This is a genomic window from Streptomyces sp. NPDC006655 (assembly GCF_040703965.1).
GTDB lineage: Bacteria > Actinomycetota > Actinomycetes > Streptomycetales > Streptomycetaceae > Streptomyces.
Genome location: NZ_JBEYJU010000019.1, coordinates 36,706 through 57,715, shown reverse-complemented (window position 1 = coordinate 57,715; position 21,010 = coordinate 36,706). Strand labels below are relative to the sequence as shown.

General features: G+C 72.5%; 17 protein-coding genes. 7 read left to right on the top strand and 10 right to left on the bottom strand.

Annotation, left to right across the window (positions count from 1 at the left end):
• Positions 1–1,635 precede the first annotated feature (1,635 nt).
• Positions 1,636–2,877, bottom strand: a complete 1,242-nt coding sequence (locus AB0958_RS13975) for a SpoIIE family protein phosphatase (protein WP_366890638.1) — start codon at positions 2,875–2,877, stop codon at positions 1,636–1,638.
• Positions 2,878–3,214: 337 nt separating this feature from the next.
• Between AB0958_RS13975 and AB0958_RS13970 the strand changes: the two genes are divergently transcribed.
• Complete coding sequence (locus tag AB0958_RS13970) at positions 3,215–4,531, top strand: lipase family protein (protein WP_366890637.1); 1,317 nt, start codon at positions 3,215–3,217, stop codon at positions 4,529–4,531.
• 53 nt (positions 4,532–4,584) lie between these two features.
• Positions 4,585–5,043 carry a flavodoxin family protein gene (locus AB0958_RS13965; RefSeq protein WP_366890636.1) on the top strand — a complete coding sequence of 153 codons (459 nt, stop codon included), beginning with the start codon at positions 4,585–4,587 and terminating at the stop codon, positions 5,041–5,043.
• Positions 5,044–5,178: 135 nt separating this feature from the next.
• On the opposite strand, the gene AB0958_RS13960 is transcribed toward AB0958_RS13965, so the two are convergent.
• Entirely contained in the window at positions 5,179–5,850 is a 672-nt protein-coding gene (locus tag AB0958_RS13960; protein ID WP_366890635.1) for an ATP-binding protein, read from the bottom strand.
• Positions 5,851–6,177: 327 nt separating this feature from the next.
• Between AB0958_RS13960 and AB0958_RS13955 the strand changes: the two genes are divergently transcribed.
• The 3 genes from AB0958_RS13955 to AB0958_RS13945 all read left to right on the top strand — a co-directional run bounded on the left by AB0958_RS13955 (position 6,178) and on the right by AB0958_RS13945 (position 8,188).
• Entirely contained in the window at positions 6,178–7,053 is an 876-nt protein-coding gene (locus AB0958_RS13955) for a helix-turn-helix transcriptional regulator (protein WP_366890634.1), read from the top strand.
• A 1-nt stretch (position 7,054) separates the two neighbouring features.
• On the top strand, positions 7,055–7,291 hold the full coding sequence (locus tag AB0958_RS13950) for a DUF397 domain-containing protein (RefSeq protein WP_360532308.1): 237 nt from the start codon (positions 7,055–7,057) through the stop codon (positions 7,289–7,291).
• An 81-nt stretch (positions 7,292–7,372) separates the two neighbouring features.
• Entirely contained in the window at positions 7,373–8,188 is an 816-nt protein-coding gene (locus tag AB0958_RS13945; protein WP_366890632.1) for an SAM-dependent methyltransferase, read from the top strand.
• A gap of 100 nt (positions 8,189–8,288) precedes the next feature.
• Here AB0958_RS13945 and AB0958_RS13940 read toward each other — a convergent pair whose 3' ends face one another.
• The 8 genes from AB0958_RS13940 to AB0958_RS13905 form a co-directional block, all read right to left on the bottom strand.
• Positions 8,289–9,446: a PP2C family protein-serine/threonine phosphatase gene (locus AB0958_RS13940; RefSeq protein ID WP_366890631.1), complete on the bottom strand. Its 1,158-nt coding sequence runs from the start codon at positions 9,444–9,446 to the stop codon at positions 8,289–8,291.
• A 138-nt stretch (positions 9,447–9,584) separates the two neighbouring features.
• Positions 9,585–10,574: an aldo/keto reductase gene (locus tag AB0958_RS13935; protein WP_366890630.1), complete on the bottom strand. Its 990-nt coding sequence runs from the start codon at positions 10,572–10,574 to the stop codon at positions 9,585–9,587.
• A gap of 123 nt (positions 10,575–10,697) precedes the next feature.
• Complete coding sequence (locus tag AB0958_RS13930) at positions 10,698–11,924, bottom strand: cytochrome P450 (protein WP_366890629.1); 1,227 nt, start codon at positions 11,922–11,924, stop codon at positions 10,698–10,700.
• Positions 11,925–12,002: 78 nt separating this feature from the next.
• Positions 12,003–13,211: a cytochrome P450 gene (locus AB0958_RS13925; RefSeq protein ID WP_366890628.1), complete on the bottom strand. Its 1,209-nt coding sequence runs from the start codon at positions 13,209–13,211 to the stop codon at positions 12,003–12,005.
• Positions 13,208–13,801: an ATP/GTP-binding protein gene (locus tag AB0958_RS13920; RefSeq protein ID WP_366890676.1), complete on the bottom strand. Its 594-nt coding sequence runs from the start codon at positions 13,799–13,801 to the stop codon at positions 13,208–13,210. Before AB0958_RS13920 ends, AB0958_RS13925 begins: the two co-directional genes overlap by 4 nt.
• A 13-nt stretch (positions 13,802–13,814) precedes the next feature.
• Positions 13,815–14,162 (bottom strand): DUF742 domain-containing protein, encoded by a 348-nt coding sequence (locus AB0958_RS13915; RefSeq protein ID WP_366890627.1) that lies wholly within the window; start codon positions 14,160–14,162, stop codon positions 13,815–13,817.
• Entirely contained in the window at positions 14,159–14,566 is a 408-nt protein-coding gene (locus AB0958_RS13910; protein WP_046732217.1) for a roadblock/LC7 domain-containing protein, read from the bottom strand. Before AB0958_RS13910 ends, AB0958_RS13915 begins: the two co-directional genes overlap by 4 nt.
• On the bottom strand, positions 14,563–16,137 hold the full coding sequence (locus tag AB0958_RS13905; RefSeq protein WP_366890625.1) for an ATP-binding protein: 1,575 nt from the start codon (positions 16,135–16,137) through the stop codon (positions 14,563–14,565). Before AB0958_RS13905 ends, AB0958_RS13910 begins: the two co-directional genes overlap by 4 nt.
• Positions 16,138–16,597: 460 nt before the next feature.
• On the opposite strand from AB0958_RS13905, the gene AB0958_RS13900 reads away from it, so the two are divergent.
• A complete protein-coding gene (locus tag AB0958_RS13900; protein ID WP_366890624.1) occupies positions 16,598–17,419 on the top strand; it encodes a hypothetical protein in 822 nt (273 codons plus the stop codon).
• A gap of 201 nt (positions 17,420–17,620) precedes the next feature.
• Positions 17,621–20,995: a pyruvate carboxylase gene (locus AB0958_RS13895; RefSeq protein ID WP_366890623.1), complete on the top strand. Its 3,375-nt coding sequence runs from the start codon at positions 17,621–17,623 to the stop codon at positions 20,993–20,995.
• The last annotated feature ends 15 nt before the right edge of the window (positions 20,996–21,010 follow it).

Here is a 21,010-nt window from a genome sequence, read left to right as displayed (position 1 = left end):
GTCGGTCAGGGGGTCGGTGGCGGGGGCGGTGTTCGTGGTGCTGGGAGTCATGACGCGGAACCCGCCGCTGTCGGTCATGGGGTTCATGGCCGGGGTGGCGTCGGTGGTGCCGGGGGTCATGACGCGGAAGGCGCCGCTGTCGGTCAGGGGGTCGGTGGCGGGGGCGGTGTTCGTGGTGCCGGGGGTCATGACGCGGAAGCCGCCGCTGTCGGTCATGGGGTTCATGGCCGGGGTGGCGTCGGTGGTGCCGGGGGTCATGACGCGGAAGCCGCCGCTGTCGGTCATGGGGTTGGCGGCGGGGGTCATGACGCGGAAGGCGCCGCTGTCCGTCATGGGGTCGGTGGCCGGGGCGGCGTCGGCTGCTCCGGGGGTCATGGTGCGGTAGGAACCCGTGTCCGCCGGGGGCATGGTCCGGGCCGCGCCGGCTCCCGGGGTCATGACGCGGAAGCCGCCGGTGTCCATGGCGGGTACGGGCGGGATCGCGCCCGTCTCCGTCACGGTCATCGCCGGCAGTACGCCCGTGCCGGCCAGGGCGTCGGTCCGGAAGGAGCCGGAGTCCGTGCGCTGGGCGGGGATGCCGACGGCGGCCGTCGACCACTCCTGCGCCGGGGCCCGGGTCTCGGGCATCGGCCACGGGCTCTGCGACGCCTGGGCGGGCTGCGGGGCGGGAGCGGGCTGCGGGGCCCGGGGGGCTTCGAGGGGCGCGACCGCCGGCTGCCCGGTGCGCTGCGACAGCAGCTCACGCGCCTTGGCGACCTTCAGCTGGCTCTTGGTCTTTGAGGTGCCCGGCGCGGCCCTGCGCGGCGCGGCCGCGGACAGGGCCTTGGGCGGGCTCGACGGGTTCGGCCCGCCCGCGGGCACCGCCGCGGCCGGTCCCGCCGTCAGCTCCAGCTTCGGGCGCTCCGCGGGCAGCTCACGGACGACCTCGATGTCGCTCTGCGCGGACGGCCCCGCGGGCAGCGCCGGCCGGGACGGGCCGGAGTCCTCCAACTGGCTGAGCAGGTCCGCGGCCATGGCGCTGACCGGCCGGCGCGGGCCGGGCCGCTCGGGCATCCGGTCGGACGGCAGCGCGGCCGGCACACTCGGCCCCAGCTTCGCCCGCGCGCCCTCGAACCACTCCCGGGCGATGTTGTCGAGGCCCGGGTCGTCGGTACGCTGCCGCTTGAAGAGCGGGACACCGCGTGAGCGTGAACCGCCGTTCATCGCCCGGGTGGCGTTGAAGTTCCCGGTGGCGTTCTCGGCCTGGTCGTAGAGGTTGTTGATCCGCTGTCGAACCTCGTCACGGCTCTCGGACGCCATGGGGGTCGTGCTCCTTCCGTGCTCCGCCTACCGGGGGTTCGGGCCTGGAATCCGGAAGGTATGCCCTACGGCCGGTGCCCTGCCGGGCATTCGGCCGATTCACCCCAGTGGTCGGTTGGTCCCCGGCTCCGGATCGCCCCGAGGGGCCCGGACTCGGCGGAGGCCGCGCGGCCCGACGGGATTCGCCGGGGGGAGCCGAGCGGCTTGAACGTCAACTTAGCCAACTTGTGTCACTCGTGTGAAGGTTGGCGTGCGTAATGTCCGATACGTATTTGTGATGTTCGTCGTACTGTTCGGTATGGGTATACGTGGCGCGGCATTTCGCCCGCGCGGCGGTCACAGTCGGACGACCACCAGCGCGGTGTCGTCGGTCGCGCCGTCCGGCGGGAGCAGTTCGCCCAGCACGGCGTCGGCGAGTTCCTCAGGCTCCAACTCGCGGTTGGCGCAAAGGGATCGGGCGAGCCGGCGCAGTCCGGTGTCGATGTCCTCGCGGCGGCGCTCGACGAGCCCGTCGGTGTAGAGGACGAGCGTCGCGCCGTCGTCGAACGCGGTGACGGCCTGTGGACGGGGCTGCGGATCGGGGTGGGCGTCGAGCGGGGGATCGGTGGCCCGGTCGAGGAACTCCACCCGGCCGTCGGGGTGCAGCAGGGCGGGCGGCGGGTGACCGGCGCTGCTGTAGGTGACCGTGCGCCGGTGGAAGTCGACGAACGTCGTCACCGCCGTGGCCGACTCGGCGCCGGCCACCACGTGCGCGTACCGCCCCAGCACGTCGAGTGCCTGGGCGGGGCCCGCGGCCACCCGGGACGCCGCGGTCAACGCGCTGCGCAACTGGCCCATCACGCAGGCCGCTTCGAGCCCGTGCCCGACCACGTCGCCCACCGAGACGCCGACCCGGTCCCCGCCGACGAGGTCGACCAGGTCGTACCAGTCGCCGCACACGTTCAGCCCGCCGGTCGCGGGCCGGTAGCGCACGGCCGCTCCGTGCCGCCCCAGCTTCCCGGGGGCGGGGAGCATCGCCTCCTGGAGGGCGACGGCCACCTCGCGCTGCTTGCTGTGCGCCTGCCGCAGCCGCTCGTTGATCTCCTGCAACTCGCCCGCCCGCCGGTACAGTTCGGCCTCCAGTACCTGTGCCCGCCCGTCAGCGGTGGCCCGGCGGGCGTGGATCAGTTCGGTGACCTCCTCGACCCGGTGCACCAGCAGGACGACCTTGCCGTCCGGGTCGACCAGGGGCACGTTCACCGGGCTCCAGTAGCGCTCCTCCCAGTACCCGGGGCGGCCCGGGACCTGCACGTCGTACCGTTGGAGGGCCATCGTGTCGCGCTCGCCGGTGGCGAGGACCCGCCGCAGCGAGCACTCGAGATTGCGCATGCCGGTGGCGCTCGAGTCCTCGGGGTTGTCCGGGAAGACGTCGAACAGATACCGCCCCACCACCTCCTCGCGCCGGCGGCCGGCCATGTGCAGGAACTCGGCGTTGACGTCCGCGTACACCAGGTCGGGGGTCAGCAGGGCCACCATCCCGGGCAGGTTCTGGAAGACCGCCGAGTAGTCGATCTCCGCACCGCTCGTGGCATCGCTCATGACAGGGGCACCTCCCCGCCGCGTTCGCACCAGTTTCGCATGGAAAGCGTGATGTGCGCCGCGCGATCCGCTCCCCTTCCGCTTCTGGATTCCCCGCCGTCGCCTCCTTCTCCGGCGTCCCGGGCCGGCGCGGTGGCCCGGGACGCGGCAACGCCATACCGCACGGGTCCGTTGACCGAACGTCACATTACCGAACCGTAACCTGACAGCTGCTACCCGCGGTAACCGCATGCTCGTTACCGTCGGGTACAACGCACCCGCCCCGTCGGCCGCTCCGGGGACGCCCGCTCCACCCCCACCGCCACCTCCCACGTCCCGCACGTCCAGGAGGCTCCCCATGCCTGTCCGCGTTCGTCTGCTGGCCACCGCCGCCGTCGCCGCCGCCTGCCTCTGTCTCCAGACACTCCAGGCCACGGCGTCCCAGGCGGAGGTCTCCCGGGGTGTGACCATCCCGGCCTTCTACGACCCGCCCACCACCCTGCCCACGGCCGACGGCGCCCTCGTCCGCACCGCGCCCCTTCCGCTGGCCCTCAGCCTGCCGAGCCTGCCCGGGCCGTTGCCGGGCACCGCGACCCGGCTGATGTACAAGTCCACCGACTCGGCCGGCCGGCCGGTCGCGGTCACCGGCGCCTACCTCGAACCGGCGTTCCCCTGGCTCGGCCCCGGCGCCCGCCCGCTGGTCGCCGTGGCCCCCGGCACCATGGGCCAGGGCGACCAGTGCGCCGCCTCCCTGGGCCTGGAGCACCCGCTGCTCCTCAACGGCCGGACGGTGTCCGTCGGTTACGAGGACCTGTCCGTCTACCGGCTGCTCGCCGAGGGGGTCGCGGTCGTCGTCACCGACTACGTCGGGCTCGGCGCCACCGACCGGCTGCACACCTACGTCAACCGGCTGGACGGTGCGCACGCCGTCCTGGACGCCGTGCGGGCCGCCCGGCACGTGCCCGGCGCCTCGGTCACCGCGGCCTCGCGGGTGGGTCTGTTCGGGTACAGCCAGGGCGGCGGCGCCACCGCCGCTGCCGCCGAGATCCAGCCCGGGTACGCCCCGGACGTCACCCTCTCCGGCACCTACTCCGGGGCGCCGCCCGCCGACCTCACCGCCGTCACCGCGGCCATCGACGGCAGCGACCTGGCCGGCGCCCTCGGCTGGGCGGTGAACGGGTTCGTCCAGTCCGACCCGGCGCTGAAGCCGATCGTCGACGCCCACCTCGGCGCGGCGGGCCGGGCCGCCCTCACCGACCTGTCGACGATGTGCGTCGGGGACGCGCTCCTCGCCTACGGCTCCCGGCGCAGCACCGCCTGGACGAGTGACGGCAGCTCCATCTCCGACGTCATCGCCGAGGAGCCGGCGCTGCGGGCCTTCCTGGACGGGCAGCGCATCGGCAGGACGGCGCCGGTGAGTCCGGTACGGCTCGCGACCGGCGTCAGCGACGACCTCGTACCGCACGCGCAGGCCCGGCAGCTGGCCGTCGACTGGTGCGGGGAAGGGGCGGACGTCACCTACGTGCCGGTCGTCCTGCCGGACGCGGGCCGCGCCCTGCTGAACCACCTGGCGCCCCTGCTCGCCGACCAGGGCGACGCCATCGCCTGGCTGACCGCCCGGCTCTCCGGTGTGCCGGCCGGCTCCACCTGCCGGAGCCTGCCCGCGAAGCCGTGAGCCACGCCCGCCGCCGCTTGCCGACGGCGGGCACCGCGGGGCAGGCTGCCGGTGTGCCCACCTTGCTGATCGTCCATCACACCCCCTCGCCGCACTGCCAGGCCATGTTCGAGGCCGTGGTCTCCGGGGCGACCGCCCCGGAGATCGAGGGGGTGCGGGTGGTACGGCGGGCGGCCCTGTCCGCCACCGCCTCCGACGTGCTCGCGGCCGACGGGTACCTGCTCGGCACCCCGGCCAACCTCGGCTATCTCTCCGGGGCCCTCAAGCACTTCTTCGACCAGATCTACTACCCGTGTCTGGACGGGACCCGGGGCCGCCCCTTCGGTGCGTACGTGCACGGCGGCAACGACGTCACCGGCGCCCTGCGCGCCCTGGACACCATCACGACCGGCCTCGACTGGCGCAAGGCGGCCGAACCGGTCACGGTGACGGGCGAGCCCACCAAGGCCGACCTCGAGGCCTGCTGGGAACTGGGGGCCACGATCGCGGCCGGCCTGTCGACGGACACCTGAGCGCCCCGCCGCGCCGGCGTTGCCCGCCCGTACCACCGAGTGGCGGGTGGTGGGGGTCAGGGAGCCGGGACGGTGTGGGGTTGGTCCGGGCCGGGTTTCGGGCGGGTGCGGGTCCAGGACGGGTCGGCGGCGGGGTCAGGGATGGGGGGACGGTCCATGGGTCGACGGGTCTCCTGAGATGTGGGGGGTGGTGGAACACTCGTCCGGTGCCGTCGACAGCTCGGCCCAGACGACGCGAGCGGTGGATCCCTCGGGTCCGACCTGCACGCCCCAGTCGAGGCTGAGCGCGTCGACCAGGAACAGCCCGCGGCCGTTCTGCTCGTCGGGTCTCGCCTGCCGGGGAGCCGGCAGCGTGAAACCGCCGTTCTGGTCCTCGACCTCGATGCGGACCCGGTCGTCGCTGGCCTGCACCCGGCACACGATCCGGCGGCCCGCGGAGTGCACGATCGCGTTGGTGACCAGCTCGGAGGTCACCAGCACCGCGTTGTCGCGGGCCTCGTCGGGCACCCCCCAGGTGCCGAGCAGTTCGCCCACGCTCCGGCGGGCGTTGCCCACCGCGCGGGGCGTCGGCGCCAGATCGAAGACGCGGCTGCGCTGGGTGGGTCGGTCCCCGGAGGCGAACCGGTCGAGGCCTTGCGGCCCAGGGAGTCGACCGAGGCGTTCGCCTCCGGGTGGTCCGGGGACGCCCGTCACGTCGGACGGGCGGTGCGGGCCCTCGGCGGCGGCCATCAGGGCCGGCCGGGGCGGACCGGGTATCCGGTCGTCGGGGAGTCGGTCGAGCGGCTGGGGGAGAGAGGGCGGGGCCATCGCCGTGCGCCTTTCGTCCGGCTTCGCAGCGTGGGGCTGAGCGGTCTCGTCCGCCCCGGGCCGCTCGGGGGCAGACGACGACCCGTGCCCGGACGGCACCGAGTCACAGCTCAGTCTCCCCCAACTGCTCTGCTTCGCCCGCTCCTTGGTCGGCCGGAGCAGTAAGCCCACTCTGGCATCAGCCAACATCGTCTCGCAACCAGCAAGTTGAAAATTGCAAGAAGTGAAGTGCATGCTGCTCCCGACAAGAAGTGATCGAATGAGTCCGCGAGCCGATCACGAGCCCGTGAGACGGTGACCCTGAAACCTGGTGTGAGGGGGTAGGGCGTGACCTCGGAGACCGACTGGGGCGGTGCCCCTTCCGTCCTGCGCATGATCCTGGGCCGGCAACTGGAGGAGATGCGCACGCGGGCCGGGCTCAGTTACGAGCAGGCCGCCGCCGCGATCGGCGTCAGCCACTCCACGATCCGCCGCATGGAAGCCGCCAAGGTGGCCCGGCTCCGGCTCGCGGACGCCGAGAAACTGCTCCAGACGTACGGTGTGACGGACCGCCAGGAGGTCGACACCTTCCTCCAGTCCGTCCGCGAGGCCAACAAGCGCGGCTGGTGGCACACCTACCGCGACGTGATGCCGGACTGGTTCGCCGCGTACCTGAGCCTGGAACAGGCCGCGTTGCAGATCCGTGCCTACGAGAACCAGTTCGTGCACGGCCTGTTGCAGACCCGCGAGTACGCCGCCGCCCTGCTCGGCGCCGGCAACCCGCACGCCCCGTCCGAGGCCACCGAGCGCATGGTGGCGCTGCGGATGCGCCGCCAGGAACTGATCACCCGGCAGGCGCCGCCCCGGCTGTGGGTCGTGATGGACGAGACGGTACTGCGCTGGCCGGTGGGCGGTGCCGGGGTCATGCGCGCCCAGATCGACCACCTGATCGAGATCAACCGGCTGCCCAACGTCACCTTGCAGATCATGCCGTTCGCCAACGGCCCGCACCCCGCCATGCGCGCGGGCGCTTACCACCTCTTCCGGTTCAAGGCACCCGAACTGCCCGACATCGTCTATCTCAACGGCCTGGTGGGCGCCGTCTACCTGGACAAGAGCGCCGACGTCGTGGTCTACCGCGAGGCCCTGGACCGGTTGGGCGCCCAGGCGGCGCCCGCCAGGAAGACCGAGGTCCTCCTCGGTGCGATTCGCAAGGAGCTCTGACGTGCACCACCCCGTACACAACGGCATCCCGTCCCGGCAACTCGGCGCGCGCGGCTGGTCCAAGCCGTGGAGCGACGACGCCGGCGGCGCCTGCGTGGAAGTGAAGAAGCTCGCCGACGGCCGGGTCGCGGTACGCCAGTCGACCGACCCCGACGGCCCCGCCCTGGTCTTCACGCCCCGCGAGATGACGACCTTCCTCACCGGCGTGAAGGCGGGTGACGCCGACTTCCTGATGTGAGCCTTGCCCTGGGAACTTCCTTGCTATAGCTGATCGTTCACACACCCCCGCATCCCCCTCACCGGAATGGGAGACACGGCGTTGCCCGAAAACGGATGGCCGGCCGACCGCATCGACACCGAGAACGCGCACTCCGCGCGGATCTACGACTACATCCTGGGCGGCAAGGACTTCTACCCCGCCGACCAGGAGGCGGGTGACGCCATGGCCCACGAGTGGCCGGCGCTCCCGATCCACATGCGCGCCAACCGCGACTGGATGAACCGTGCCGTGCGCTGGCTCGCCGAGGAGGCGGGGATGCGCCAGTTCCTGGACGTCGGGACCGGCATCCCCACCTCCCCGAACCTCCACGAGATAGCCCAGGCGGTCTCCCCGGACTCCCGGGTCGTCTACGTGGACAACGACCCGATCGTCCTCACCCTGTCCCAGGGCCTGCTCTCCAGCACGCCCGAGGGCAGGACGGCGTACATCGAGGCCGACTTCCGCGACCTGACGGGCCTCTTCGACACCCCCGAACTGCGCGAGACGCTCGACCTCGACAAGCCGGTGGCGCTGACGGTGATCGCCATCGTGCACTTCATGCTCGACGCGGACGACGCGGTCGGTGTCGTACGACGGCTGCTCGAACCGCTGCCCTCCGGCAGCTACCTGGCGATGTCCATCGGCACCGCCGAGTTCGCGCCCGAGGAGGTGGGCCGGGTCGCCCGCGAGTACGCGGCCCGCAACATGCCGATGCGGCTGCGCACCATCGACGAGGCCCACGAGTTCTTCGAGGGTCTCGAACTGGTCGAGCCGGGCATCGTGCAGGTGCACAAGTGGCACCCGGACGGCACCGGCGAGGAGGGCATCCGCGACGAGGACATCGCGATGTACGGAGCGGTCGCCCGCAAGCCGTGACCTGGACCCCGTGCCGGGACCGGGCTCACCTTCCCGGTCCCGGCACGGCCACCCGGCTCCCGGCAGAGCGGTTCCCACCGCCCTCCGGCCCGGACCGACGTCAGGGCCGGGCCGAGCCGTGTCCGAGGACGCCGTGATGGTGGCGGCGGTGCACGGCCGCCGTGCGGTGCAGGGCGATCAGGGCCGCGTCGTCACCGAGCCGGCCTCCCGCGTGGGCCAGCAGATCGCGGCGGATGTGGTGCATCAACGACTCGGGAGCGGCGTCCGTCCACTGCGCGACCCGCTCCGCGAGCGGGTAGAAGCGGCCCTGCCCGTCCCGTGCCTCGACCACGCCGTCGGTGTACAGCAGCAGGGTGTCGCCCGGCTCGAAGGAGAAGACGTCCAGGGTGTGCTCGGCGCCGTCCGTACCCGGCACACCCAGGGGCGGCGACGGATGCAGGCTCGGCACGGTGACGACGTGCCCCGGGCTGAGCAGCAGGGGCGGCGGATGGCCGGCGCTGGTCATCCGGGTGAGCGGGTCCTCGTCGGGGATCTCGACCAGCAGCGCGGTGACGAACCGCTCGCCCGTCTCCTCCGGGGTGTCCAGCTCCGCGGTGTAGCGCTGCACGCTCTGCTCCAGGGACGTCGCCAGCTCCGGCAGGGTGACATGGCGGTGGGAGGACTCCCGGAAGGCGCCCAGCAGCAGCGCCGCCTCGCCGATCGCGGACAGCCCCTTGCCCCGGACGTCCCCGATCAGCACCCGGACCGCGCCGTCGCAGCGGGCGGCCGCGTACAGATCACCGCCGATCTGCGCCTCGTCCTCGGCGGCCAGGTACAGCGAGGCGATCCGCAGCGGTCCGATGTACTCGGGCAGCGGCCACATCAGCACGTGCTGCGCGGCCTCGGCGACCGTCCGTACCTGGGCCAGCTGGGCGCGCCGGCGCTCCCGGACCGCGCTGTAGACCACCACGATCGCCGAGAGCAACGTCAGGGTGACGATCTGCACGATGTGGTTGGCGGTGCCCAGCCCGCCGTGGAGGACGGCGATCACGATCTGGGCGGCCACCGCGAGCGCTCCGACCAGCGCCGTCGACCGGGGGCCCGCGAAGGACGGGGTGAGCGCGGGGGCGATGACCAGGGCGGGGCCCAGATGGATGTCCTCGGGCGTGCGGAGGTCAGCCACCGTGATCACCACGATGAGCGCGATCGGGAGCAACAGCAGGGCGTGCGAGGACTGCCACGACTGCCGCGGCACCGCGACCCTCCATCGGCTCCCCATGACTACCAGCGTGCGGCACCGCCACGCGCCCGGCCACCGCGAGCCGACCGGGCGCCAACGGCGGACCAGGGCGTGTTGCGAAAGTGTCGCCTGCCGCGCGGCCGCCCTTCGGGCTACGACGCCACTTTCGCACGCGCCCTAGAGGTTCACGGAGCGCATGCCGGACTCGTCGTAGCGCTCGCCCGCGGCCTTCGGCACCTCGGCGTCGATCCTGGCCAGGTCGTCCTTGGTCAGCTCGACGTCCACGGCGCCCGCGTTCTGCTCCAGGTAGCTGCGGCGCTTGGTGCCGGGGATCGGGACGATGCCGTCACCCTGGGCCAGCACCCAGGCGAGGGCCAGCTGCGCCGGGGTGACCTCCTTCTCGGCGGCGATCTCCTTCACCTTCGCGGCGAGCCGCAGGTTGGCGTCCAGGTTGTCGCCGGTGAAGCGGGGGCCGTTGCGCCGGAAGTCGTTCGCGTCGAGCTCGTCGGGGGAGGAGAACCGGCCGGCGAGGAAACCGCGGCCCAGCGGCGAGTACGGGACGAACCCGATGCCCAGCTCCCGGCAGGTCGGGATGACCCCGTCCTCCGGGTCGCGGGTCCACAGCGAGTACTCGGTCTGGACGGCCGTGATCGGGTGCACCGCGTGGGCGCGCCGGATCGTCTCGGGGCTGGCCTCGCTCAGCCCGATGTGCCGCACCTTGCCCTCGGCGACCAGCTCGGCCATCGCGCCGACGGTCTCCTCGATCGGCACGTTCGGGTCGACGCGGTGCTGGTAGTAGAGGTCGATGTAGTCGGTGCCGAGCCGCTCCAGCGAGCCGTGCACGGAGCTGCGGACGTGCTCGGCCGAACCGTCCTGGCGGCCGATGCTGCTCATGTCGCCCGGTACGGCGTGGTCCATCCGGTAGTTGAACTTCGTGGCGATCACGTACTCGTCCCGGTGCCCCCGGATCGCCTCGCCCACCAGCGTCTCGTTGGTGAGCGGACCGTAGAGCTGGGCGGTGTCGAGGAAGGTGACGCCGAGTTCCAGCGCTCGGTGGATGGTCTTGACGCCCTCGTCCTCGTCGGTGCTGCCGTAGAAGGCCGACATCCCCATGCAGCCGAGGCCGATGGCGGAAACCGGCAGATCCCGCAGAGTGCGCTGTCGCATGTGACTCCCAGCCTTTCCTGCTGATTGGTGCTGTGCTGGGGACGCTACGACCTGAAGCGCACTCGAAGTCAAACGCGGAGCGTCCGGGGCACGGCGTGCCGCGCCCCGGACCGTCCGCCACCATCAGGGATTGAGCCGGACCGGCAGTTCGAAGAGGTCGTTCTGGGTGACCACCGGCTTGTTGCGCAGCTCGGACGCGGGCACCGCGAGATCCAGGCCGGGGAAGCGGTCGTAGAGCGCGGGCAGCGCGACCCCCGCCTCCAGCCGGGAGAGTGCCGCCCCCGGGCAGACGTGCGGCCCGTGCCCGAAGGAGATGTGCCGGTTCCTCGACTCACGGGTGACGTCGAACTCCCCGGCGCTCGGCCCGTGCGCTTCCTCGTCCCGGCCGATCGCGGCGTACGAGACGATCAGCGCGTCGCCCGCCGGGAGCACCTTGTCGCCCACGGGGACGTCCTCGGTGGCGAACCGGATCAGCACGTGCGAGGTCGGGGTGGACCAGCGCAGGGTCTCCTCGACCACCGCCGACCAGTCCACCTCCCCGGCGAGTACGGCGGCCCGCTGCTCGGGATGGGTGGAGAGGTTGACCACGGCGTTCACGATCAGGGAGATGGTGGTCTCGTGACCCGCCGCCACCATCAGCTGGAGGGTGGAGACGATCTCCTCGTCCGTGAGGTGGTCTCCGTCCTCGGAGGCCAGGATCAGCGCGCTGGTCAGGTCGTCGCCGGGTGCGGCCCGTTTGGCGGCCACGGTCGCCGCCATGATCCCGGCCAGCTCGGTGAGGGTCGCGAGGACCTCGGCGGGCGGGGTCTGGGTGGAGAAGAACTTCTCGAACAGCACCTTCAGGCGGGGCAGTTCGGCATCGTCGATGCCCATCAGGTCGGCGATGACGTACATGGGCAGGGGGTAGGCGAAGGCCGCCTTGAGGTCGACGCGCTCCGCGTCCGCGGGGAGGGCGTCCAGGAGGTCCTGGGTGAGCTTCTGGATCCGTTCCCGCATCTGCTCCACCCGGCGCGGGGTGAGCGCCTGCGCGACCAGTGTGCGCATCCGGCGGTGGTCGGCGCCGTCCACGGTCAGCATCGAACGGCCGGGGTTGGCGAGGCCGATCAGCGGCCAGTCCTGCGCTATCTCCCCGCGCTGCCAGGCACCCCACACGTTGATGTCCTTGACCAGGCGGGGGTCGGTCAGCAGCGCCTTCGCCTCGGCATGGCGGGTGACGGCCCAGACCGGCACCCCGCCGGGCAGTTCGACGGCGGCGAGCGGGCCGGCGGCGCGCAGCCGCGCGCTCTCGCCGTCCAGATCGGTGACGAAGGGGTCGAGGGCGATCCGGGCTTGTTCGATACCGGTCGTCATCGTGACGTGCCTCCCAGGGCAGGGTCGGGTAACTGCGCCATGCGGTGCTGCGCCTGTCTCTCGGTGCGGATCGGAGGATCAGTGGGCGGGTACGGGGGTGAACCGGACGGGCAGCGCGGTCAGGCCGCGCAGCCACGGCGAGGGCCGCCGGGTGAGGGAGCCGGCGGGGACCGCGAGGTCGATGTCCGGGAGCCGGTCGAGGACGACCTCGATCCCGGTCCTGGCGATCACCTCGGCGACCTCCTGGGCGGGGAACGGGCAGCGGTGCTCACCGTGCCCGAAGGAGAAGTGCGCGTTGTTGCCACCGGTCAGCGCGGAGGCGTCGGTGCGCACCTGCGGATCGGAGTTGGCGCCCTGGAGACCGAGGATCAGCAGGTCGCCGGCGCGGATCCGGCGCCCGCCCAGCTGGGTGTCCCGGGACGCCCAGCGGCCGGCGATGTTCTGGCTGGGGGTGTCCTCCCAGAGCACCTCGTTCATCGCCTCGGCGACACTGTTGCGGCCACCGAACAGGGAGGCGGCGAACCGGTCGTCGGTGAGCATCAGACGCAGCGAGTTGCCGATCCAGTCGGCGGTCGGCTGGTGCCCGGCCGCCATCATGACCATCAGGTCCTGCATGATCTCTTCGTCGGTGAACCCGCTCTTGTCCTGGAGCATCCGCGACACCACGTCGTCGGCCGGGTCCGCCTTGCGGTCGCCGAGCAACCGCGCCATGGACGAGGCCAGGTGCTGCTGTCCGGCGATCGCCCGGTCACGGCCGTCGATCATGTCGTTGAGCGCGGTGACCAGGCCGGGGCCCTCCTCGTCGGAGAAGCCGTACAGCCGCGCCAGCACCCGCACCGGCAGCAGCATCGCGTACTGGCCGATGAGGTCGGCCTCGCCGCTGGTGCACAGCCCGTCGATCAGCTCGTCCGCGAACCGCTCGGCGTGACCGCGCAGGACGAACGGGTCGACGGCCTCCAGCGCGTCGCTGATCATCCCGGCGCGCTCGCGGTGCCGCTCGCCGACCGTGTAGAGGATCGACGGCTGCTTGCGGCCGATCATCGGCAGCAGCGGCCAGTCGTCGGGGATCAGGTCCCACTGGTTCCACAGCTCCGAGTCCCGGCTGAACAGCACCGGGTCCCCGGTCACCTGGTGCAGCTCGCGGTAGCCGAGCACCAGCCAGGCGGGCACGTCCCCGTCCAGCACGACGGGGGTCACGGCGCCGTGGTCGCGCCGCATCTCCCGGTACAGAAGCGCCGGTTCGGTCTGGAACCGGGGGCCGCCGAGCGGCACGGCTTCGGGGGTCACACGAACTCCTGTCGGGGCAGGTCCGCCGGTGCGGACGGGCCGGCGTACCGGTTCTTGACGTGCTGGACGAGCGTGATCAGCACCTGCTTGCCGGACTCGCGGGAGCGGGCGTCGCAGGTCAGCAGCGGGACGTGCGGATCCAGGTCGAGGGCGTGCCGGACGTCCTCGGGCGGGTGCCCGGCGCCCCCGAAGTCGTTGCAGGCCACGATGAACGGGGTGCCGTGCTTCTCCAGGCGGTCGATGGCGTACCAGGAGTCGTCGATCCGCCGGGTGTCGACGAGCACGACCGCGCCGAGGGTGCCGGAGAACAGCCGGTCCCACAGGAACCAGAACCGCTCCTGGCCCGGCGCCCCGAACAGGTACAGCACATTGCGGGCGTCCAGCGTGATCCGGCCGAAGTCGAAGGCGACGGTGGTGGCGGACTTGCCGCGGACCTCGCGGATGTCGTCGACCCCCTCGCCGGCCTGGGTCATCGTCTCCTCGGTGTTGAGGGGACGGATCTCGCTGACCGAGCGGACCAGAGTGGTCTTGCCGACGCCGAAGCCGCCCACGACCACGATCTTGAAACCGTTGTCGGCGGAGGCACCCAACGGGGTGCGCGCGTCAGAGGTTGCGGAGTCCAACGAGCACCTGCTCCAGGATGTCGGGATCGGTGATGGCCAGCCGGTACGGGTGGCGGGCGCTGACCCGGCCGGCCGCCAGCAGGTCGCCCAGCAGGATCTTGGTGATGCTCACCGGCAGCCCCAGCTCCGCCGCGATCTCGACCACGGAGACCGGGGACTCGGCCAGCCGCAGGATCGCCGCGTGCTCCGACTGCATGCCGGTGGCCGGCTCCGACTCGGCCACGACCAGGGTGACCAGGTCGAAGGGGTTGTCGGGGCCGACGCCGCTGCGACCACCGGTGATGGTGTACAGACGGTCGGGCGCGTCGTCCCTGCCGGGCCGGCTCATGCGGTGCGAGGCTGCGCGGTGAGATGTTCGCCGAGCTGCTCGACCAGTTCGCTCATGTTGTGCCCGACCAGCCCCGGTTCGGCGTCCTCGCTGGTCACCACGGCCAGGTGGGCGCCCTCGCCGGCCTCCACGATGAACAGCACGCCCCCGTAGAACTCGGTCATCGCCGATCGCACGCCGCCGCTGCCGTCGCCGAACTCGACGGACGCCCCGTGCGACAGCGACTGGATGCCGGCCGCGATCGCCGCGAGCTGGTCGGCCTGGTCGACGGAGAGCTCCGGCGTACGGCACAGCTTGAGCCCGTCGCGGGAGAGCACGAGGGCGTGCCGCGCGCCGGGGGTGCGCTCCAGGAGGCCCTCGATGAGCCAGGTGAGCTTGTCGTCGGCGGTGGTCCTGCCGGTCATGAAGTGGGGTCGCCTTCCGAATACGCGTGCGGGTGGGAGGTGTGCTCGGGTTCGGACTCCGGGTGGGGCGCGGGGACCGGGTCGTGCGCGGAGGTGGGGGCCGGGTCGAAGCGGTGGCCGGAGCCGGAGCCGCTGTCCGGGGCGGGGGCGGGGGTGGGTGGGCGGACGGCCTGGCGGAAGCTGCTGAAGCGGGCGGCGCGGACCCGGGCGTCCTCGGCGGTGGGCGCGGGGCGCGGCTCCTCCGGCTGGGGCGCCGACCTGCGCTCGGCCTCGGCGAGGGTCCGGCCGCGGCGCCGCCTGGGCAGGCCGGTCGGCCCTGCCTCGTCCTCGTCGGGCTCGGCGTCCGCGGCGGACTCGTGCACGGGGGCCGGGTCCGGCGGGCCGGGGGCGGGGGCGGGGGCCTGCGCCGCCTGCGGGAGCGCCGGCTCGTCACCGACCGGGGTGGTCAGCAGCTCCTGCGGAATCAGCATCAGCACCCCGGTGCCCCCGCGCGCCGAGGGGCGGAACGACACCTTCAGACCGTGCTTGCCGGCCAGCCGGCCCACGACCGCGAGACCGAGCCGGGTGCCGGTGAGTCCGCCCAGTTCGGTCGTGTCGCCGGAGACCGCCCGCTCGGCGCGGCGCAGCTGCACGTCGCCCATCACGAGCCCGCTGTCCTCCACGGACACGATGACCCCGGCCGGCACCTCCTCCACGTACACGTGGACCTCGGCCGTCGGCGGCGAGAAGTTGGCCGCGTTGTCGAGGAGTTCGGCCAGCGCGTGCATGACCCCCTCGGCGGCGTGTCCGGCGACGGCCGCCTCGCTCACCGAGTGCACCCGCACCCGGCGGTAGCCGCTGATCCGGCCCATGGCCCCGCGCAGGATGGACTCCATGCCGATCGGACGTGCCCAGCGGCGGCCGGAACGCGCCCCGGTCAGGACCGCGATGGAGTCGGCGAGCCGGCCCGCCTGGGCCGTGCGGTGGTCGAGGTGCAGCAGGTCCGCCAGCACGTCCTCGTCGGTGTGCCGCTCCTCCATGCTCCGCAGGTCGGCGAGGGTGGCGGTGGCCAGGGCCTGCATCCGGGCCGCCGCGTTGCCGGCGGCGGCGATCGCGGCGGCCCGCTCCCGGGACGCCTTTTCCAGCGCGGCGGTGAGCCGGGTGTGCTCCTGCCGGTACCAGTCCAGCTCCTGGCCGGTCTCCTCCTCGAGGCGGGCCCGCTCCTGCTCGAAGGAGTCCGCGAACTCGCTTCGCTGCTGGGCGAGTTCGTCGATGAGGCGCTGCTGCTCCTGGCGCGCCTCCTCGGTCGTGCGGGCCTGCTGCTGGAGCAGCCTTCCGATGTCCTGGCTCACCGTCTCGAGCCGGCGCCGGGCGGCGCGCGCGGTCCGCGCCGCGTGGACGGCCCAGGTCACCGCGGCGCAGAGCGACAGCGCGGCCGCGCTCGCCCCGAGGGCGACGGGCGTGCGCACCGAAACCGGGGCGGCGGTCACCGCGGCGACGACCGCGAGAGCCGACACGACGGCCGTCAGTACGAGGGTCGGAGCAAGGGTGCGGAGGGACGGTCGGTCGCCGGGAGGCGTGGGCACGGTCATCAGTCCGGTCTGGTCCTCGGAGCAGGTGGGGATGTTGATCCGGTAAAGGAGTTGTGACGCTCGGTGCTGAACTGCGCGTCACTATACGAGAGTCCGTGATCGAAACAGAACGGTTCCGGCCGCATTACCTAAAGGCGGTGACAGGGAAGTGACTTGCTGTGCTTCGACTGTGAGCGGCCCTGGGGCTCGTCGCGGTCCGCCCTCGTCGGGGTTTCACCGGTCGGCAGCGCGGTACTCAGGGCGGCGGCCACGTCGTCGGAGGGGGACGCGAGGGCGACCAGCAGGGTTCCGTCGTGGACAAGTGATAAACGCTACGCCGGAATTCGACCAGTAGTAGCTCCCGCATCGTCGCAAATGATCCAAACGTCTATACGATGACGCGTGGCACGGCCGGGACGCGGAGAACCTCTTCGTGTGCGCAGGCCGGCAGCGGGCCGGTGTCGAGGGGGGCGATGCCTTCATGAGGGGCGACTGGAGCCAGGTGGCCGCGGAAGCGGTCCGGTGCGTGCGGCGCACGGTGCGCGGCGAATGGCACGCCATCGTGGTGGACCCGGTACGGCAGCTCGTGCGCCGCGGGCTGTCCGGGATCGTGCTCGCCTTCGTGGCCGCGTTCGGCGTCATCTTCTTCCACGGCATCGCCCAGCACCCCCTCGGCAGAAGACTGGTGTGGCACCTCGGCGGCGTCACCGCCGACCTGCCCCTGTGGCTCTCCCTGCTGCGCACCCCCGTCTCCCTCTACGTCCCGGCGCTCGACCTGCCGGTCTGGGCGGGCATCACCCAGCTCTTCCTCGCCTTCGCCCTCGCCGAACTCGCGCTCGGCCGGGGCCGGACCCTCGCCGTCGCGTACCTCACCACCCTGGCCGGCACCATGACCGCCCGGGTGATGGTCGCGCTGGGCCCCGGCTGGTGGGGTTTCGGACTGCCCCCCGAGGCGGGCCGGATCCTCGACACCGGGCCGTCCGCCGCGGTGGTCGGTCTGTTCACCTACCTGTCGGTGGTTCGCAGGGCACCGGTCGTCTTCATCCTGACCGGCGGCTCGATGGTGTGGGAGTCCGTCGCCGTCCCCAACCTCGCCGGCCGCGAGCACCTGATCGCGGTGGTCTCGGCGATCGTCCTCGGCCTGCTGCACGGCCGCCGCCCGCCCGTCCCGGCCCGGCTCGCCGCGCGCCTCGTCGCGCCCCCGTCACCGCCCCGTTCCGACCCGCCGGTGCGCCGGCCGGGCCCGCCCGTCCACCGCCCCGGCCCCCAGCGCCACCCCGTACCGTCCTTCCGGCTCCCCTGAGACACCCCGACCTCACCGCCTACCCCGGAATCCCCCAAGTCACTCGGTCGGCCCGCCGGACCGTGCCATGACGTCAATGTGATGGTTTTCGCACGTCGGCCCCTGCGGGCAACCCCTAAGGTTGCGGCGAGCTACGGCAGGTCACGGCAGGGCGCGGCTGACACCATGGTGTGTGTCGCCGGCAGGCTGAAGGGATCCAGGATGTTCCGCAAGGTGCTGGTCGCCAACCGTGGAGAGATCGCCATCCGCGCGTTCCGCGCGGGCTACGAGCTGGGTGCGCGCACGGTCGCCGTGTTCCCCTACGAGGACCGCAACTCGCTGCACCGGCTGAAGGCCGACGAGGCCTACGAGATCGGGGAACCCGGGCATCCGGTGCGCGCCTACCTCTCCGTCGAGGAGATCGTGGCCGCCGCCCGGCGCGCCGGGGCCGACGCCGTCTACCCCGGCTACGGGTTCCTCTCGGAGAACCCGGAACTCGCCCGCGCCTGCGAGCAGGCGGGCATCACGTTCGTCGGGCCGAGCGCCCAGACACTGGAACTGACCGGCAACAAGGCCCGCGCGGTGGCCGCCGCCCGCGCCGCCGGCGTACCGGTCCTCGGCTCCTCCGCGCCCTCCAACGACGTCGAGGAACTGGTCAGGGCCGCCGACGAGATCGGCTTCCCGGTGTTCGTGAAGGCCGTCGCGGGCGGCGGCGGGCGCGGCATGCGCCGGGTCGAGGACCCGGCGGCACTGCGCGAGTCCATCGAGCAGGCCTCCCGGGAGGCCGCCTCAGCGTTCGGCGACCCCACGGTCTTCCTGGAGAAGGCCGTCGTCGACCCCCGCCACATCGAGGTGCAGATCCTCGCCGACGGCGAGGGCAACGTCATCCACCTCTTCGAGCGGGACTGCTCGTTGCAGCGCCGCCACCAGAAGGTCATCGAGCTGGCCCCCGCGCCCGACCTCGACCCGGAACTCCGCGACCGCATCTGCGCCGACGCGGTCCGCTTCGCCCGCGAGATCGGCTACCGCAACGCCGGCACCGTCGAGTTCCTCCTCGACCGCGACGGCAACCACGTCTTCATCGAGATGAACCCGCGCATCCAGGTCGAGCACACGGTCACCGAGGAGGTCACCGATGTCGACCTGGTCCAGGCCCAGATGCGCATCGCCTCCGGTGAGACCCTCGCCGACCTCGGGCTCTCCCAGGAGACGGTGAAGCTGCACGGCGCGGCCCTCCAGTGCCGTATCACCACCGAGGACCCCGCCAACGGCTTCCGCCCCGACACCGGCCGCATCAGCGCGTACCGGTCCCCGGGCGGCTCCGGCATCCGGCTCGACGGCGGCACCACCCACGCCGGCACCGAGATCAGCGCGCACTTCGACTCGATGCTGGTCAAGCTCACCTGCCGGGGCCGGGACTTCAAAGCCGCCATCGGCCGCGCCCGGCGCGCGGTCGCCGAGTTCCGCATCCGCGGCGTGGCCACCAACATCCCGTTCCTCCAGGCCGTCCTCGACGACCCCGACTTCCAGGCCGGCCGGATCACCACGTCCTTCATCGAACAGCGCCCGCACCTGCTGACCGCCCGCACCTCCGCGGACCGCGGCACCAAGCTGCTCACCTACCTGGCCGACGTCACCGTCAACAAGCCGCACGGCGACCGGCCCCACCTGGTCGAGTCGACCAGCAAGCTGCCCCCGCTGCCGGCCGGCGAGCCCCCGGCCGGCTCCCGCCAGCGCCTCGTCGAACTCGGCCCCGAGGGCTTCGCCCAGTGGCTGCGCGAGTCGCCCACCATCGGCATCACCGACACCACCTTCCGCGACGCCCACCAGTCCCTGCTCGCCACCCGGGTGCGCACCAAGGACCTCCTCGCCGTCGCCCCGGTCGTCGCCCGCACCCTGCCCGAACTGCTCTCCCTGGAGTGCTGGGGCGGCGCCACCTACGACGTGGCGCTGCGCTTCCTCGCCGAGGACCCCTGGGAGCGGCTCGCGGCGCTGCGCGAGGCGGTACCCAACATCTGCCTCCAGATGCTGTTGCGCGGCCGCAACACCGTCGGCTACACCCCGTACCCGACCGAGGTCACGGACGCCTTCGTGCAGGAGGCCGCCGCCACCGGCATCGACATCTTCCGCATCTTCGACGCCCTCAACGACGTCGGCCAGATGCGCCCCGCCATCCAGGCCGTACGGGAGACGGGCACCGCGATCGCCGAGGTCGCCCTCTGCTACACCGCCGACTTGTCCGACCCCGACGAGCGGCTCTACACCCTCGACTACTACCTTCGGCTCGCCGAGCAGATCGTGGACGCGGGTGCCCACGTCCTCGCCGTCAAGGACATGGCGGGCCTGCTGCGCGCCCCCGCCGCCGCCAAGCTGGTCTCGGCGCTGCGCCGCGAGTTCGACCTCCCGGTCCACCTGCACACCCACGACACCGCGGGCGGCCAGCTGGCCACCTACCTCGCCGCGATCCAGGCGGGCGCGGACGCGGTGGACGGCGCGGTGGCCTCCATGGCCGGCACGACCTCCCAGCCCTCCCTGTCGGCGATCGTGGCCGCCACCGACCACTCGGAGCGTCCCACCGGGCTCGACCTGCGGGCCGTCGAGGACCTGGAGCCGTACTGGGAGAGCGTCCGCAAGGTCTACGCGCCCTTCGAGGCGGGCCTCGCCGCACCGACCGGCCGCGTCTACCACCACGAGATCCCCGGCGGCCAGCTCTCCAACCTGCGCACCCAGGCCGTGGCCCTCGGGCTCGGCGACCGCTTCGAGGACATCGAGGCGATGTACGAGGCCGCCGACCGCATCCTCGGCCGCCTGGTCAAGGTCACCCCGTCCTCCAAGGTGGTCGGCGACCTCGCCCTGCACCTGGTCGGCGCCGGGGTGCGACCCGAGGACTTCGAGGCGACCCCCGACAGGTTCGACATCCCCGACTCGGTGATCGGCTTCCTGCGCGGCGAGCTGGGCACCCCGCCCGGTGGCTGGCCGGAGCCGTTCCGCACCAAGGCCCTCCAGGGCCGTGCCCCGGCCAAGCCGGCCCCCGAGCTGTCCACCGAGGACCGCGAGGGTCTCGCCAAGGAGCCCCGCACGACCCTCAACCGGCTGCTGTTCCCGGCCCCCACCCGCGAGTTCGAGTCCCATCGCCAGACCTTCGGCGACACCAGCGTCCTCGACAGCAAGGACTTCTTCTACGGGCTGCGCCCGGGCAAGGAGTACGCGGTCGACCTGGAGCCCGGCGTCCGGCTGCTGATCGAGTTGCAGGCCGTCGGCGAGGCCGACGAACGCGGTATGCGCACGGTGATGTCGAGCCTCAACGGCCAGCTGCGGCCCATCCAGATCCGCGACCGCGCCGCGGCCTCCGAGATTCCGGCCACCGAGAAGGCCGACCGCGGCAACCCGGGGCACGTCGCGGCCCCGTTCGCCGGAGTCGTCACCCTCGCGGTGACCGAGGGCACGGAGGTCGAGGCGGGCGCCACGGTGGCCACGATCGAGGCCATGAAGATGGAGGCCACCATCACCGCCCCGAAGGCAGGCCGCATCTCCCGGCTCGCCATCAACCGCATCCAGCAGGTGGAGGGCGGTGACCTGCTGGTCGAGATCGCCTGATCCCGGACGCGGCGG

Coding starts and splice junctions, on each gene's coding strand:
- AB0958_RS13975 (WP_366890638.1), bottom strand. CDS start 2,877: ATGAGCGATGCCACGAGCGGTGCGGAGATCGACTACTCGGCGGTCTTC.
- AB0958_RS13970 (WP_366890637.1), top strand. CDS start 3,215: ATGCCTGTCCGCGTTCGTCTGCTGGCCACCGCCGCCGTCGCCGCCGCC.
- AB0958_RS13960 (WP_366890635.1), bottom strand. CDS start 5,850: ATGGCCCCGCCCTCTCTCCCCCAGCCGCTCGACCGACTCCCCGACGAC.
- AB0958_RS13940 (WP_366890631.1), bottom strand. CDS start 9,446: ATGGGGAGCCGATGGAGGGTCGCGGTGCCGCGGCAGTCGTGGCAGTCC.
- AB0958_RS13935 (WP_366890630.1), bottom strand. CDS start 10,574: ATGCGACAGCGCACTCTGCGGGATCTGCCGGTTTCCGCCATCGGCCTC.
- AB0958_RS13930 (WP_366890629.1), bottom strand. CDS start 11,924: ATGACGACCGGTATCGAACAAGCCCGGATCGCCCTCGACCCCTTCGTC.
- AB0958_RS13915 (WP_366890627.1), bottom strand. CDS start 14,162: ATGAGCCGGCCCGGCAGGGACGACGCGCCCGACCGTCTGTACACCATC.
- AB0958_RS13910 (WP_046732217.1), bottom strand. CDS start 14,566: ATGACCGGCAGGACCACCGCCGACGACAAGCTCACCTGGCTCATCGAG.
- AB0958_RS13905 (WP_366890625.1), bottom strand. CDS start 16,137: ATGACCGTGCCCACGCCTCCCGGCGACCGACCGTCCCTCCGCACCCTT.
- AB0958_RS13900 (WP_366890624.1), top strand. CDS start 16,598: ATGAGGGGCGACTGGAGCCAGGTGGCCGCGGAAGCGGTCCGGTGCGTG.
- AB0958_RS13895 (WP_366890623.1), top strand. CDS start 17,621: ATGTTCCGCAAGGTGCTGGTCGCCAACCGTGGAGAGATCGCCATCCGC.